Origin of the sequence: Micromonospora sp. NPDC051925, assembly GCF_044548625.1 — a bacterium.
Classification (GTDB): Bacteria; Actinomycetota; Actinomycetes; order Mycobacteriales; family Micromonosporaceae; genus Micromonospora.
This window is the reverse complement of sequence record NZ_JBIUCH010000018.1, coordinates 14326-28044: the sequence shown is the minus strand read 5'-3', so window position 1 is coordinate 28044 and position 13719 is coordinate 14326. Positions and strand designations below refer to the sequence as shown.

General features: G+C 70.7%; 12 protein-coding genes. 4 read left to right on the top strand and 8 right to left on the bottom strand.

The annotated features are described in order from the left end of the window. Positions 1-607: 607 nt before the first annotated feature. The 4 genes from ACIG87_RS23360 to ACIG87_RS23345 form a co-directional block, all read right to left on the bottom strand. Positions 608-1513: an amino acid ABC transporter permease gene (locus ACIG87_RS23360; RefSeq protein WP_396853367.1), complete on the bottom strand. Its 906-nt coding sequence runs from the start codon at positions 1511-1513 to the stop codon at positions 608-610. After that, a complete protein-coding gene (locus tag ACIG87_RS23355) occupies positions 1510-2184 on the bottom strand; it encodes an amino acid ABC transporter permease (RefSeq protein WP_357678409.1) in 675 nt (224 codons plus the stop codon). The genes ACIG87_RS23360 and ACIG87_RS23355 overlap by 4 nt, the downstream gene beginning before the upstream one ends. Positions 2185-2262: 78 nt before the next feature. After that, a complete protein-coding gene (locus ACIG87_RS23350) occupies positions 2263-3129 on the bottom strand; it encodes a glutamate ABC transporter substrate-binding protein (protein ID WP_396853188.1) in 867 nt (288 codons plus the stop codon). Positions 3130-3185: 56 nt separating this feature from the next. Continuing rightward, positions 3186-3941 carry an amino acid ABC transporter ATP-binding protein gene (locus ACIG87_RS23345; protein ID WP_396853186.1) on the bottom strand — a complete coding sequence of 252 codons (756 nt, stop codon included), beginning with the start codon at positions 3939-3941 and terminating at the stop codon, positions 3186-3188. Positions 3942-4137: 196 nt separating this feature from the next. On the opposite strand from ACIG87_RS23345, the gene selD reads away from it, so the two are divergent. Together selD and ACIG87_RS23335 are read left to right on the top strand one after the other, a co-directional pair. Beyond that, positions 4138-5127: a selenide, water dikinase SelD gene (selD, locus tag ACIG87_RS23340; RefSeq protein WP_396853184.1), complete on the top strand. Its 990-nt coding sequence runs from the start codon at positions 4138-4140 to the stop codon at positions 5125-5127. A gap of 248 nt (positions 5128-5375) precedes the next feature. Further along, positions 5376-5855 (top strand): hypothetical protein, encoded by a 480-nt coding sequence (locus ACIG87_RS23335; protein WP_396853183.1) that lies wholly within the window; start codon positions 5376-5378, stop codon positions 5853-5855. Between the two features lie 92 nt (positions 5856-5947). Here the strand turns inward: ACIG87_RS23335 and ACIG87_RS23330 are convergent, their stop codons facing one another. After that, positions 5948-6175: a DUF2277 family protein gene (locus ACIG87_RS23330; RefSeq protein WP_396853181.1), complete on the bottom strand. Its 228-nt coding sequence runs from the start codon at positions 6173-6175 to the stop codon at positions 5948-5950. Between the two features lie 52 nt (positions 6176-6227). Here ACIG87_RS23330 and miaB point away from each other — a divergent pair, with 52 nt between their 5' ends. Further along, positions 6228-7742: a tRNA (N6-isopentenyl adenosine(37)-C2)-methylthiotransferase MiaB gene (gene miaB, locus ACIG87_RS23325; RefSeq protein ID WP_396853179.1), complete on the top strand. Its 1515-nt coding sequence runs from the start codon at positions 6228-6230 to the stop codon at positions 7740-7742. A gap of 93 nt (positions 7743-7835) precedes the next feature. Here miaB and ACIG87_RS23320 read toward each other — a convergent pair whose 3' ends face one another. From ACIG87_RS23320 to ACIG87_RS23310, 3 genes are all read right to left on the bottom strand, one after another. After that, positions 7836-9206: a cellulose binding domain-containing protein gene (locus tag ACIG87_RS23320; protein ID WP_396853177.1), complete on the bottom strand. Its 1371-nt coding sequence runs from the start codon at positions 9204-9206 to the stop codon at positions 7836-7838. Between the two features lie 310 nt (positions 9207-9516). Continuing rightward, entirely contained in the window at positions 9517-11169 is a 1653-nt protein-coding gene (locus ACIG87_RS23315) for a cellulase family glycosylhydrolase (RefSeq protein ID WP_396853175.1), read from the bottom strand. 525 nt (positions 11170-11694) lie between these two features. Then, positions 11695-12903, bottom strand: coding sequence for a DUF349 domain-containing protein (locus ACIG87_RS23310; protein WP_396853174.1), 1209 nt, complete (start codon positions 12901-12903; stop codon positions 11695-11697). Between the two features lie 252 nt (positions 12904-13155). On the opposite strand from ACIG87_RS23310, the gene ACIG87_RS23305 reads away from it, so the two are divergent. Further along, positions 13156-13605 (top strand): hypothetical protein, encoded by a 450-nt coding sequence (locus tag ACIG87_RS23305; RefSeq protein ID WP_396853172.1) that lies wholly within the window; start codon positions 13156-13158, stop codon positions 13603-13605. The last annotated feature ends 114 nt before the right edge of the window (positions 13606-13719 follow it).

Below are 13719 nucleotides of genomic sequence, written 5' to 3'. Positions count from 1 at the left end.
TGGGAGTTGCCACCCCCGCGCCGGCGACTGCGGCTCCGGAATGCTGGACGACCCCACTGACGAACGACCGGGAAGTGTGGGGTCAGTGCGCTCAGGGCACCATCATCGGCCAGTACCGGGTGGTCATTAGGTGCGAGGAGAACAACGGGCACCTCTACAGCCGCTACGGCGGCTGGGTCTACGCGCCCAATATTTCCAAGGCAATCTGCGCCGAAGGATCGTGGTGGGTGGATAAGTGGATTGAGTACCGCTGATCGACCCAGACGTCTTGCCTTGAACGTCGAACGGTTGTATTAGCCTTTTCCCGATTTTGCTCTGGCGGGTAGTCCCTAATGCTGGCGCGACCTGACAGTCCGTCGCTCTGACAGTTGGGAAAAGGTCGTCCGGCGGGTCTGGACACCCAGGGCAACAACGACGCTGGCTCGGCCGGACCGTGGAGGATCGGACAGGAGCGGGATCGCGCCGAGGGATTGAACGAGCAGACCGAGCGGACATGCCTAAAGTCTGCTGGCTGCTGCATCCGTGGGTCGTTGGCGCGGAGTCAGGGCGCGGGGAATGAGGAGATTCCCCGCGCCCTGACCCGTCGTGCGGGTCCACCGCGTCGTGGTCAGCCCTGTGGCTCGCCGACGGTGCCCCCGCCGGCGGGGGTCGAATCCCGGACGTTCAGCTTCGCGGCCCGGACGCTCTGCTTCGAGGCGCGGTACGCTCGACGGCTGCTGCGTCGGTCGAGCCAGCCCGCCAGCATGGTTATCAGAGAGTTGATCACGATGTAGATCGCGGCAACGACGATCGCCGCCGCCACCACGTTGCCGTAGTTGGCCGAGAGGTCGTTGACCCCGCGCTGGAGTAGTTCGGGGAAGGCCACGATGTAGCCGAGCGCGGTGTCTTTGAGTAGCACGACCAACTGGCTGACGATCACCGGCAGCATTGCCCGGGCGGCCTGCGGCACCAGGATGAGCTGCATGACCTGGCTCTTGCGCATGCCCACGGCATAGGCGGCCTCGGACTGGCCCGTTGGGATCGACCTGATGCCAGCGCGAAACGCCTCGGCGAGCACCGATCCGTTGTAGAGAGTGAGGCCCACGACCACGGACCAGAACGCCGAGACGGGTCCCTGGATGAGGAAAGGCACGCCGTAGAAGATGAAGAAGATCAGCAGCAGTAGCGGCACGGCTCGGAAGAACTCCACCACGATGCCGGACGGCACCCGGATCCACCAGCGCTCGGAGAGGCGCCCGACCGCGAAGAGGATACCGAAGACGAGCGACAGGAGCATCCCGGTGGCTGCGGCGAGGAGCGTCTGCCGCAGGCCGGGGATGATGAACTGGGTCCAGGTATCCGGCTTGGTGAACGGCTGCCAGAGCCGACCTTCCCACTGACCGGCCTCGTCGAACTGGCGGTAGACCCACCAGAGCAGGACGACGATGCCGATGCCGAAGACCACGCTGAGCACCGCGTTGCGGGCGCGGGCGCGCGGTCCCGGGTGATCGTACAGAACCATGCTGCTCATCAGCGCTTCACCGCCAGTCGGTTGGCCAGCCAGCCGAAGAAGTAGCCGGTGGGGATCAGGAGCGCGGCGAAGGTGCCGGCGAACACCAGGAAGATCGGGATGACCGCGTCGCCGTTGCTGTTGATCAGGTCCTTCATCACGCTCGACGCCTCGATGAGGCCGATGGTGCCGACGATCGTCGCGTTCTTGCACAGCGCGATGAGCACGCTGCCTAGCGGTGCCACCACCGCCCGCCCGGCCTGGGGCAGGATCACGATCCGCAGCGTCTGGAAGAACGTCAGCCCGATGGCCCGGGCCGCCTCCGCTTGGCCGGCGGGGACGGTGTTGATCCCGGAGCGCACCGCCTCGCAGACGAACGCGGCCGTGTAGACCGACAAACCGACGACCCCCAGCCAGTAGTTGTTCAGGTTCAGGTCGTCGGAGAGGCTGAGCCCGAGCGTGGAGAAGAGGCCGAAGTAGGAGAAAAAGATAATGAGCGTCAGCGGGGTGTTGCGGAAGATGTTGACCCAGGCGGCGCCCAGGCCGCGCAGCACCGGTACGGGTGAGACCCGGAACGCGGCGATCAGCACGCCCAGCACCAGCGCGAAGAACGCCGAAGCGCCGGTCAGCTTGAGGATCCACAGGAAGCCCGACACGTACGCGTCGAGGTTGGTCTGATCAGCGAACACGTGCATTCGTCGACTCCCGGGGCAGGTCGTCCGCGTCGTGACGGTCCGGGGCCGGCACCACGAGGGTGCCGGCCCCAGACTCCGTCAGACGCTGCCGCAGTTGGTCAGCTTGGTGGTGTCCAGCTCGGGCGCGGCCTTGCCGCTCTTGCCCAGCGTCGAGTCCCAGGCGGCCTTGTACGAGCCGTCCGAGGCGGCGGCCTTGAGGATCTCGTTGACCTTCTCGCAGCCGTCCTTGTCGTCCTTCTTCAGGCCGATTCCGTAGGGCTCGCTGGAGAAGGGCTTGCCGACCACCTTGAACTTGCCGGCGTACTGCTCCTGCGCGGCGTAGCCAGCCAGGATGATGTCGTCGGTGGTCACCGCATCCACCTGGCCGTTCTCCAGCAGCGGCAGGCACTTCGAGTACGAGTCGAACTGCTGGAGCTTGGCCTTCGGGTGCTCGGTCTGGATCCGCTTGGCCGGCGTCGAGCCGGTCACCGAGCAGACGGTCTTGCCGTCCAGTCCCTCCGGCCCGGCGAGCGTGGAGTCCGCCTTGACCAGCAGGTCCTGCCCGGCGATGAAGTACGGCCCGGCAAAGCTGATCTTCTGCTTGCGCTCGTCGTTGATCGTGTACGTCGCCACGACCAGGTCGACGGTGCCCTGTTGGATGAAGGGCTCGCGGTTGTTGGAAACGGTGGTCTTCCACTCGATGCTGCCGGCCTCGACGCCCAGGCCCTTTGCGACGATCTTGGCGATCTCGACGTCGAAGCCTTCGTACGTGCTGCCGGTCTGCAGGCCCAGGCCGGGCTGGTCCGCCTTGACGCCGATGACCAGCTTCTTCTGGTTCTGTGCCTTGCCGATGAGGCCCTTGCTGCCCGAACCGCCGGACTCGCCGTCGCTGTCGCCGCCGCAGGCGGCCAGGCCGAGCGCCAGAGTGGCCGCCGCGGCGACTGCCGCTACGCGCTTCATACGCATACTGATCTCCTTCTTCGTCGGAACCCACCGGATGCGGCGCGCTCCACTACGGACGCCTAGTGCGTGAGGATCTTGGAGAGGAAGTCCTTCGCCCGCTCGCTGCGCGGGTTGGCGAAGAACTCCGTCGGCGGGGCGTCCTCGACGAGTTGCCCGTCGGCCATGAAGATGACCCGGTTCGCGGCGTGCCGGGCGAAGCCCATCTCGTGGGTCACCACCACCATCGTCATGCCCTCGCCGGCCAGCGACGTCATCACGTCCAGTACCTCGCCGACCATCTCGGGGTCGAGCGCGCTGGTCGGCTCGTCGAAGAGCATCGCCTTGGGTTGCATGGCCAGCGCGCGGGCGATGGCCGCCCGCTGCTGCTGTCCACCGGAGAGCTGGGCCGGGAACTTGTCGGCCTGGTTGGCGATGCCGACCCGGTCGAGCAGGGCCAGGCCGCGCTCGCGGGCGGCGGCCGGCTTCTCCTTGCGGACCTTGACCGGCCCGAGGGTGACGTTCTCCAGGATGGTCTTGTGGGCGAAGAGGTTGAACGACTGGAAGACCATGCCGACCTCGCTGCGCAGCTTCGCCAGCGCCCGGCCCTCGGCCGGCAGTGGCTGGCCGTCGAAGGTGATCGTGCCGTCGCTGATCGGCTCCAGCCGGTTGATCGCCCGGCAGAGCGTCGACTTGCCGGAGCCGGACGGCCCGATCACGACGACGACCTCACCCTTGCCGATGGAGAGTGACACGTCGTGCAGCACGTGCAGGGGGCCGAACCACTTGTTGACCCTGTCCAGCACGATCAGCGGTTCGCCGGTCGCCACGTCGTCCACCGTCCCTGTCGTCCACCGGAAAGCGGGGTCGGTCGACCCCCGGTTGGGCCACTGTAGGCGGGGCGACGTGGCGGATCGCTACCCAACGGGTCACGGAGAGGTAACACCGGTGTCGGTCGTGCCCAGGGGTCCGGATTCCGTCACCGGTCGGGCCTGTCGGGTGGCGGGTCGGCCGGCTGGCGGAGATCATGTGGGGATGAGCGACCGGGTCCGCCTGACCGAGCACGCGCGTGGTGGCGGCTGCGCCTGCAAGATCCCGCCGGGGGAGCTGGAGGCGATGGTCGCCGGCCTCGGCCCGGCCACCGGCACCGCCGAGCTGCTGGTCGGCCTGGAGAACGGCGACGACGCCGCGGTGGTCCGGCTGGACGAGCGGACCGGCCTGGTCACCACCGCCGACTTCTTCACCCCGGTCGTGGACGACGCCTACGACTGGGGGCGGATCGCCGCCGCGAACGCCCTGTCCGACGTGTACGCCATGGGCGGCACCCCGCTGGTCGCCCTGAACCTGCTCTGCTGGCCCCGGGACACCCTCCCGCTGGAGCTGGCCCGGGAGGTGCTGCGCGGCGGTCAGGACGTGGCCCGCCAGGCCGGCTGTCACCTGGCCGGCGGGCACAGCGTCGACGACGACGGCCCCAAGTACGGGCTGGCCGTGACCGGGCTGGTCCGTCCCGAGGAGCTGATCACCCTGGACGCCGGCCGGGCCGGGCTGCCGCTGTCGCTGACCAAGCCGCTCGGTGTCGGGGTGCTGAACACCCGGCACAAGGCCACCGGGGAGGTCTTCGCCGAGGCGGTCGCGTTGATGACCACGCTCAACCGGGAGGCGGCCCGCGCCGCCGTCGCGGCCGGCATCCGCTGCGGCACCGACGTGACCGGCTTCGGGCTGCTCGGGCACGCCTCGAAGCTGGCGCGGGCGAGCGGGCTCACGGTGGCGATCGACGCCGCCCGGGTGCCCTACCTGGCCGGTGCCCGGGAGGCGGTGCGGGACGGGTACGTCAGCGGCGGCACCCGCCGCAACCTGGACTGGGTGGCCCCGTGGACCGGGTTCGGCGCGACCGGTGAGGCGGACCGGCTGCTGCTGGCCGACGCGCAGACCTCCGGCGGGCTGCTGCTCGCCGGGGAGGTGCCCGGCGGCACGGTGATCGGCGAGCTGCTGCCCCGGGGCGAGTCGATGGTCGTCGTCCGCTGACTGTTGCCACCTGCCCCGGGCGGGCGGCGCGCGGCGGTGCGCGCGGCACGCGGCGGCTTGGCCCGCCCGGGGCACCGTACCCGATAAACTGTCATCTTTCCGCTACTCGGAGCAGCGGCGCTCTGGGAAATTTTGCCCGGAATGGTCACAGACCGGTAACTTGCCCCCGGTTGAGGTCAAATGCCCCCCACCATCGTCATTAAGGCCCGATCCGGAGGCCGGTGGGACGAACGCAGCGAGGAGGCGGCATGACCGAGCTGTGGAACTGGAGAATCGACCGGGCCGCACCCGTGGAGGTGTACCCGGCCCTGGCCGAGGCGCTCGGTCGGGTGGTGATGCCCCTCGCCGTGGCCGACCCGGCCCGACTGCCCACGTACGCGGTGATCTGCGACGTCTGGGAGGCGCCGGGGGAGTTCGGCACGATCGTCGACTGCTACGGCGTACCCGAGTCGCTGCACCAGCTGAGCGCGATCGCCGCGCTGGCCCGGCTGCTCGACCGGGACTGTCTGCTGGCCGACGACACCCTCGACGCCGGCCGGCACCTGCTGGTCGCACCGGGGGGCACGATCCGCCCGGTGCACTTCGAGGTCACCGAGACCGACGACGGCGAGGTGCTGTCCGCTCGCCGGCTCTGCACCCTGGCCCACCCGGGCTGCCGGGGCTGGTCGCGGTGCCGCCGCTCGCGCTGGGCCCCCGACTCGGTCAACCCGGCGCTGGCCGCCGCCTGACCGGGCCGCCACCCCGTTCCGCGGCCGGCCCCGGCCACCCCGACTCCGCCGCCCGCCGCGCGCCTCTGGCACCCGGGCCCGTCGCGCGGCGGTCAGGGGGTGGTGGTGGGGCGGGTGCCACGGACCTGCAACCGGTCCAACAGGGTCGTGGTGGCGGCGGTCACCGCCTGCACCGCCGCCTCGAACGCCGCCGCGTTGTGCGCGGCCGGGGCCCGGAAACCGGACACCTTCCGGACGTACTGCAACGCCGCCGCCTCGATGTCGGCCGGCGTCACCGTCGGGACGTACGGTTCACGCAGGGTCTTGATGCTCCGGCACATGGCTACTCCTCGTTCGGGTCTTCCCGGTCGGTCCGGATACGCTGTGCACGTCATGACTACCGCAGCCGTGGGCAGCCCGCGCACCTACCAGGTGCGCACGTACGGCTGCCAGATGAACGTGCACGACTCCGAGCGCATCTCCGGCCTGCTGGAACAGGCCGGTTACGTGCGTGTCGCCGAGGCCGACGACAACCCGGACGTGGTGGTGTTCAACACCTGCGCCGTCCGGGAGAACGCCGACAACCGGCTCTACGGCAACCTCGGTCACCTGCGCCCCGTAAAGGACAAGCACCCCGGGATGCAGATCGCCGTCGGCGGTTGCCTGGCCCAGAAGGACCGCGGCGACATCGTCCGCAAGGCCCCCTGGGTGGACGTGGTCTTCGGCACCCACAACATCGGCTCGCTGCCGGTGCTGCTGGAACGGGCCCGGCACAACACCGCCGCCGAGGTGGAGATCCTCGAATCCCTCGACGTCTTCCCGTCCACCCTGCCGACCCGGCGCGAGTCGACGTACGCCGGCTGGGTGTCGATCTCGGTGGGCTGCAACAACACCTGCACGTTCTGCATCGTGCCCGCCCTGCGCGGCAGGGAGAAGGACCGCCGCCCCGGGGACGTGCTCTCCGAGGTGCGCGCGCTGGTCGACGAGGGCGTGCTGGAGGTGACCCTGCTCGGTCAGAACGTCAACTCCTACGGCGTCGAGTTCGGCGACCGGTACGCCTTCGGCAAGCTGCTGCGCGCCTGCGGCGACATCGACGGGTTGGAGCGGGTCCGGTTCACCAGCCCGCACCCGAAGGACTTCACCGACGACGTGATCGCCGCGATGGCCGAGACCCCGAACGTCTGCCACTCGCTGCACATGCCGTTGCAGTCCGGCTCCGACGACGTGCTGCGGGCGATGCGCCGGTCGTACCGGTCGGAGCGCTATCTCGGCATCATCGACAAGGTCCGGGCGGCGATGCCCGACGCGGCGATCACCACCGACATCATCGTCGGCTTCCCCGGCGAGACCGAGGCCGACTTCCAGCACACCCTGGACGTGGTCCGGGCGGCCCGGTTCTCCTCGGCGTTCACCTTCCAGTACTCCAAGCGCCCCGGCACCCCGGCCGCCACCATGGACGACCAGTTGCCCAAGCAGGTGGTGCAGGAACGCTACGAGCGGCTGATCGCCTGCGTCGAGGAGATCACCTGGGCGGAGAACAAGCGCCTGGTCGGCGAGATCGTCGAGGTGCTGGTCGCCGTCGGCGAGGGCCGCAAGGACGAGCGCACCGGCCGGCTCTCCGGCCGGGCCCGCGACGGGCGGCTGGTGCACTTCGCGACCGGTGCGCCCGGCCAGACCGGCGAGGCCGGCGCGATCCGGCCCGGCGACATCGTGCACACCACCGTCACGTACGCCGCCCCGCACCACCTCAACGCCGACGGTGCGCCGCTGGCACACCGGCGTACCCGGGCCGGTGACGCCGCCGAGGCGGGCCGCGCCCCGCGTACCCCCGGGGTGTTGCTCGGGTTGCCCTCGGTCGGTGCGCCGGCCGCGACGCCCGCGCCGACGCCCGGCTGCGCCGCGCACTGACCTCCGGCCGGCGGCGGCGCGCACCGACCGCGACCGGTGCGGGCGGACCCCGGCCGGGGACCGCCGGTGCGGCGGACCCCGACCGGTGCGCGGTCAGACCGAGATGCGGCCCGCGCCGGCGCCCGCCGTCACGATGGACTTCACGCTGCTCGCGGTGTCCAGGGTGTACGAGTACGGGATGCCGGCGACGCTGCCGCCGGTCTGCCCGGCGGACGAGTTGACGAAGTGGTTGTTGCGGGCCACCAGGCTGCCCGGCCCGGAGTCGCCCTCACCGAGGTGGTACGTGTCCTTGACGTTGTCGAAGTAGTTGCCCTCGACGAGCACGCCGGCGCTCATGGTGGAGGCCACCCCGTAGCCGGCGTTGTTGTAGTAGTAGTTGTTGTAGACGTGCACCGGGTTGCCGAAGCGGACCCGGGGGTTGCGCTGCTTGCTGCCGTCATACCAGTTGTGGTGGTACGTCACCCGCAGGTGGCCGATGTCCTGGCTGCCGTTGTCGTCGCTGTGCCCGAGCAGCATCGTCTTGTCGTGGTTGAAGACCCGGTTCCACGAGACGGTGACGAAGTCCGAGCCGCGCTTGATGTCGACGGTGCCGTCGTAGCCGTTGCTGAAGGTGTTGTGGTCGATCCAGATGTTGGTGGCCGAACTCTCCACGTTGATCGCGTCGTCGTTCCAGTCCCGGAACGTCAGGTTGCGGATGATGACGTTGCGGTCGCCGCTGATGGTGAAGCCGCAGCCGACGATGGTCGCGCCGGCGTTGCCGAGGATGGTCTTGTTGGACCGGACCCGCAGCATGCCCGAGCAGGAGATGGTGCCGGAGACCCGGATCACCGCCGCGCCGGTGGCGTTCAGCGCGCTGGTCAGCGCGGAGGCGGTGGAGACGGTGGTCGTGCCGGCGCTGCCGCCGCCGGTGGTGCCGCCGTTCTGGGTGGCCCAGCCGACCAGGCCGGTCTGCGGCGCGCTGGTCGGTGGCGGCGTGGTCGGTGGCGGCGGGGTCGTCGGCGGGGGCGTGCTCGGCTGCGGCGGGGTGGTGGGGGTGCCGGTGGGCGAGGTGCCCCCGGTGCAGGTCACCCCGTTGAGGGTGAAGCTGGTCGGTGCCGGGTTGCTGGAGTTGTTCCAGGTGCCGTTGAACCCGAACGAGACGCTGCCGTTGGTCGGCACGCTCCCGTTGTAGCTGACGTTGGTGGCGGTCACCGTGCCGCCGCTCTGCGACACGGTGGCGTTCCAGGCGTCACTGACCGTCTGACCGGCCGAGTACGACCAGCGCAGGCTCCAACTGGACAGCGGGTCGCCGAGGTTGGTGACGGTGACGTTGCCGGTGAACCCGCCCTGCCACTGCCCGCCGACGGTGTAGCTGACCGCGCAGCCGGTGGCGGCGTGGGCGGCGACGGCGGTGAGTGCGCTGGTGGCGAGCAGGGCGACGGTGGTGGCGGCGATCAGCGTCGTACGACGCCGGGGTGTGCGCATGCTGCGTCCCTTTCGGGTGGGACAGGGCTGCCGTCGACGGGAGAGCCGCCGGTCGTTGCCGTGCCCGGGGGCACCGGTGGCTCTGCGACGTCGCCGATCGGCCCCTGCCAAGGGGTCAGGTCGGTACGAGGTGGCTCCCGTGTGGTGGCGCCCGCAGCCCGGACAAGCGCTTTCCTGAGCTAAGCATAGACAGAAGCGGATGTAAATCGGCGTGCCGGGCACCGCCTCGGAAGGCCGGTCCGCAGGCGGGTCGCCGGGCTGTCGACCGGCGACCCACCTGCGGATCCGTGGGGTGGTACGGGGATTCGGTTCAGCAGGTGGCGCCGTTGAGCTTCACGGCTGCCGGCGCGGTGGCCGTACCGTTGGCGGTGAAGCCCACGGTGACCGACGCGCCCGCCGCCAGGGACGGGGCGTAGCTCGGCGCGGCGGCGGTCACCGTCGTGCCGGACTGGGCGACGGTGGCGTTCCAGCCGCTGGCCAGGGTGACCCCGGCCGGCCAGGTCCAGCTCGCCGACCACGGGTTGACCGCCGACGAGCTGGTGTTCTTGACGGTCAGCTCGCCCTGGAACCCGCCCTGCCAGGCGCTCACCTGCTTGTAGGTGGCGGTGCAGCCACCGGTCGGCGGCGGCGGGGTCGTGGTCGGCGGCGGGGTCGGGGTCGGGCCGGTGCTGGTGGGCGTCGGCGTCGGGGAGGTGGGGGAGGGCGTGCCGGTCGGGTCGGCTCCGCCACCCACCGGTGCGATCAGGTACGGCTGGAGGATCGCCTGCTTGGCGGTGTTGATGTTGGTCCAGTCGTCCAGGGCGATGCCACCGGTGTCACCCGAGTTCGGGTTCCACGACCAGTAGGTGAAGGACATCCCGTTGACCCCGGTGCCGGTGTAGGCCATCAGCTTCTCCAGCCACACCTTGTCCCGGGGGTCGGCCAGGGTGCTGCCGAACTCGCCCATCATGATCGGCGCGATGTTCTGCTTGTACAGGTAACCCCAGTACCGGTCCCAGATCGCCGGCAGGTTCGCCGGGTAGTCGGCGGCCTTGAACCAGTCCTGCTCGTAGACGCTTGTGGCGTACTCGTGCGGCGAGTAGACCAGCCGGTTCGCCACGTTCAGCCGGACCGGGAACTGCCCGGCCTTGGACAGGTTGCCGCCCCACCAACCGCAGTCCTCGTCGTTGCTGGGGTCGTTGTCCCAGACGTTCGACAGGCCGCCGCTGGGGCAGCTCACCCCCTCCACGAAGATCAGCCAGTTCGGCTGGACCCCGAGGATCGCGTTGCCGGCCCGCTCGGCGGCGAGCCGCCAGTCCCGGGTGGTGTCGCCGCAGCCCCAGCACGCGCCGGTGGCGGCCGGGTTGGTGCCCTCGGCGTGCGGCTCGTTGTGCAGGTCCGCACCGATCACCGTGGTGTTGCCGGCGTACCGCTGGGCCAGCATCTTCCAGTCGTTGAGCCAGGTCGCCTCGGAGACCGTCGAGGTGTACCAGAGCGGCGACTGCCCGGCCGCGGTGGGCCGGTGCCGGTCCAGGATGACCCGCATGCCCTTGCTGCCGGCGTAGTTGATCACCTTGTCGAGGATCTGCAACGGCGAGAGCCCGACCAGGTCCGGGTTGACGAAGTCGTTGATCCCGCTGGCCGTCGCGCCCGCCTTCACCGAGTCGTTCGAGTACGGGATACGCAGCGTGTTGTAGCCCAGGCTGGCCATCTTGTCGAGCTGGCCGCGCCACGGGTTGTTCGACCACAGACCGTGGAACGTCTTGTTGTCGGTCTCCATGCCGAACCAGTTGATGCCGGTCAGCCGTACCGTCGCGCCGGTGCTGTCGACGATCTTGTTGCCGTTGGTGTGCAGGTAGCCGGTGCCGGTCCCGCCGACAGCGGCGGAAGCCGGGGTGGTGCTGACGGCGGCGGCGACGAGGACGCCGGCCGCAGCGGTGGCGAGCGCGGTGAGCGCGGCGCCGAGAATGCGGGGTCGGTGCATGGGAACTCCACTTCGGATGCCCGGCGTCGCGACGGCGACGCGGGGCGCAGAACCAGGGAAACGCCGGCCGCCGCCCGTCCGTCCCGCTCTTCTGTGGTACGCGGACAGTGCGCGACGTGCCGGGTCACGTGGACGCGGCCACTCGCTGCGGTGCCCCGGCGACTCCCGACGACGGTGTCCGTCGTCGGTGCCCTCGCGCCGGTGGATTCGACCTGGCTCTGCCGCTCATTCTGATCAGCCGACCTCGATGCGTCAACCGGCCGACCCTCTCACCCGCCCCCACGCGCGTTCGCCGGCAGGCCCACCGCCGCGTGGGCCCGACGGTGTGGCGGTGCGGTGGGCTACGCCGCTGCGCGGGCTGCAGCGGCGCGAGGGGTGTGGCGCGGTGTGCGGGGGTGCCGGCGGTGCGCGGGGGTGCCGGCGGTGCGCGGGGGTGCCGGCGGTGCGCGGGGGTGTGGCGGTGCGCGGGGCTACGCGGAAGCCCCCGGTCCCGAGGTGGGACCGAGGGCTTCCGGAACGCGTGGCTCAGCCGGCCTGTTCGGCGAGCTGGAGGAACTGCCGCTTGGAGGCGAGCGCCTGCTCGGCCTCCTTGACCCGGCGGGCGTCCCCGGCGGCCTGCGCCCGGGTGAGCCGCTCCTCGGCCTCGGCGACCTGCGCCCGCATCTGCGCGAGCAGCGGGTTGTCCTCCTTGGTGGTCCGCCGCCAGGCCGAGTCCATCACCTCGCGGACCTTGTCGTCGATCGCCCGCAGTCGCCGCTCCAGGCTGGCGGCGGCCTCCCGGGGCACCCGGCCGGCCTCGTGCCACTGGGCCTGGAGCTCCCGCAGCTTGGCCTGGGCGCCCTTCGGGTCGCCGTCGACGTCCAGCGCCTCGGCCTCGGCCAGCAGCGCCTGCTTGCGCTCCAGGTTGGCCCGCTGCTCGTTGTCCCGGGCCGAGAAGACCTCACTGCGCCGGGTGAAGAAGGCGTCCTGGGCGGCACGGAACCGTTCCCAGAGCTTCTGCTCCGACTCCTTGGAGGCGCGTGGGGCGGCCTTCCACTGGTTCATCAGCTCCTTGAGCTGGTTGGCGGTCGCCGCCCAGTCGGTGGAGTCGGAGAGCTTCTCGGCCTCGGCGACCAGCTCCTCCTTGACCGTGTGCGCCTGCTTGCGCTGCTGGTCGAGGGAGGCGAAGTGGGCGCCCCGACGCCGGGTGAAGCCGTCCCGGGCGGCGGCGAACCGCTTCCACAGCTCACCGTCGGCCTTCTTGTCGACCCCACGAATGGCCTTCCACTCGTCGAGGATCTCCTTGAACCGGTCGCCGGTGGTCTTCCAGCCGGTCGACTCGGCGGCCAGCGTCTCGGCCTCCTCGACCAGGGCGGTCTTGCGGGCGAGCGCCTCACCCCGGGCGGCCTCCCGGGCGGCGCGGGCCTCACCGGCCTTCTCCTCGGCGATGACGGCGAGCTTGTCCAGCCGCGCGGCGAGTGCGTCGATGTCCCCGACGATGTGGGCCTCGGCCAGCGAACCGCGGATCCGCCGGATCGTGCTCAGCGATCCACCCGCGTCCGCAGCGCCCGAGTTGAGCCGCGCCTCGGTCAGGTCCACCTCGGTGACCAGGTCGGCGAAGCGGCGGGCGAAGTGGGCCAGCCCTTCCTCGGGGGCACCCGCCTGCCAGGATCCGACCACCCGCTCGCCCTCGCTGGTCTTCACGTACACGGTGCCGTCCGCGTCCACCCGTCCGAAGGCAGTCCAGTCGCTCATGTGCACATCCTCGTTCTCCCGGCGTCAACGGGAAACCCCCCGCGATCGCCGCCACGGCGCAGCCAACTTGCTCCCGGCATTGTCACAGGTCCGACCCCGTCCGCGTCGAGCGCCTGTCTCTGACCGTGACCATACGGTGTCCTTACCCCCACAGACAGGCTCCGTGGGGGAGTGTCGCAACTGCCCGTACGGTGTACGGTACGACGTACAGGATGCTGCCGCCCGGCTGGCGGGCGGACGAGGAGGAGCAGGATGACCCAGTCCCACACCCGGATGACGCCCCCGGCCGACCCCGGGTTCGTGCCCGACGCCGCCGATCTCGCCGAGCTGGACGAGTGGTTCCGCCGCTACGACGCCCTGGCCGAGGCGGGCGAGGTGGCCGGCACCGCCGAACTGGCGATGTTCCCGCTGAACACGGTCACCGACGACGCGGCCGGTGAGGGCTCCGCCCGTCAGCTCGACCGGGCGGCGTACCTGGAGATGATGGGCGGCGTGCTCGGCGGCGGCGGTGACCTGCGGATGGAGAGCCGCCGCACGCCGTACTTCCTCACCCGGAGCCTGGCCGTGGTGCTCACCGAGGCCGAGTTCACCCTCGACGGCGAGCGCCAGCGGGTGCGCTACGCCGACCTGCTGGTCCGCACCGGCGGGCAGTGGCGGTTCCAGACCATGGTCCAGGGCGGCTGGGGCGGCCAGCCCGGCTGATCCTCGCGGCCGGGTCGACCAGCCCGGCTGATCCTCGCGGCCGGGTCGACCAGCCCGGCTGATCCTCGCGGCCGGGTCGACCAGCCCGGCTGATCCTCGCGGCCGGGTCGACCA

Excerpts from the sequence above, each read along its gene's own strand:
- ACIG87_RS23320 (WP_396853177.1), bottom strand. The coding sequence starts at position 9,206 with ATGCGCACACCCCGGCGTCGTACGACGCTGATCGCCGCCACCACCGTC.
- ACIG87_RS23310 (WP_396853174.1), bottom strand. The coding sequence starts at position 12,903 with ATGAGCGACTGGACTGCCTTCGGACGGGTGGACGCGGACGGCACCGTG.
- ACIG87_RS23330 (WP_396853181.1), bottom strand. The coding sequence starts at position 6,175 with ATGTGCCGGAGCATCAAGACCCTGCGTGAACCGTACGTCCCGACGGTG.
- ACIG87_RS23355 (WP_357678409.1), bottom strand. The coding sequence starts at position 2,184 with ATGCACGTGTTCGCTGATCAGACCAACCTCGACGCGTACGTGTCGGGC.
- selD (WP_396853184.1), top strand. The coding sequence starts at position 4,138 with ATGAGCGACCGGGTCCGCCTGACCGAGCACGCGCGTGGTGGCGGCTGC.
- miaB (WP_396853179.1), top strand. The coding sequence starts at position 6,228 with ATGACTACCGCAGCCGTGGGCAGCCCGCGCACCTACCAGGTGCGCACG.
- ACIG87_RS23335 (WP_396853183.1), top strand. The coding sequence starts at position 5,376 with ATGACCGAGCTGTGGAACTGGAGAATCGACCGGGCCGCACCCGTGGAG.
- ACIG87_RS23305 (WP_396853172.1), top strand. The coding sequence starts at position 13,156 with ATGACCCAGTCCCACACCCGGATGACGCCCCCGGCCGACCCCGGGTTC.
- ACIG87_RS23350 (WP_396853188.1), bottom strand. The coding sequence starts at position 3,129 with ATGCGTATGAAGCGCGTAGCGGCAGTCGCCGCGGCGGCCACTCTGGCG.
- ACIG87_RS23315 (WP_396853175.1), bottom strand. The coding sequence starts at position 11,169 with ATGCACCGACCCCGCATTCTCGGCGCCGCGCTCACCGCGCTCGCCACC.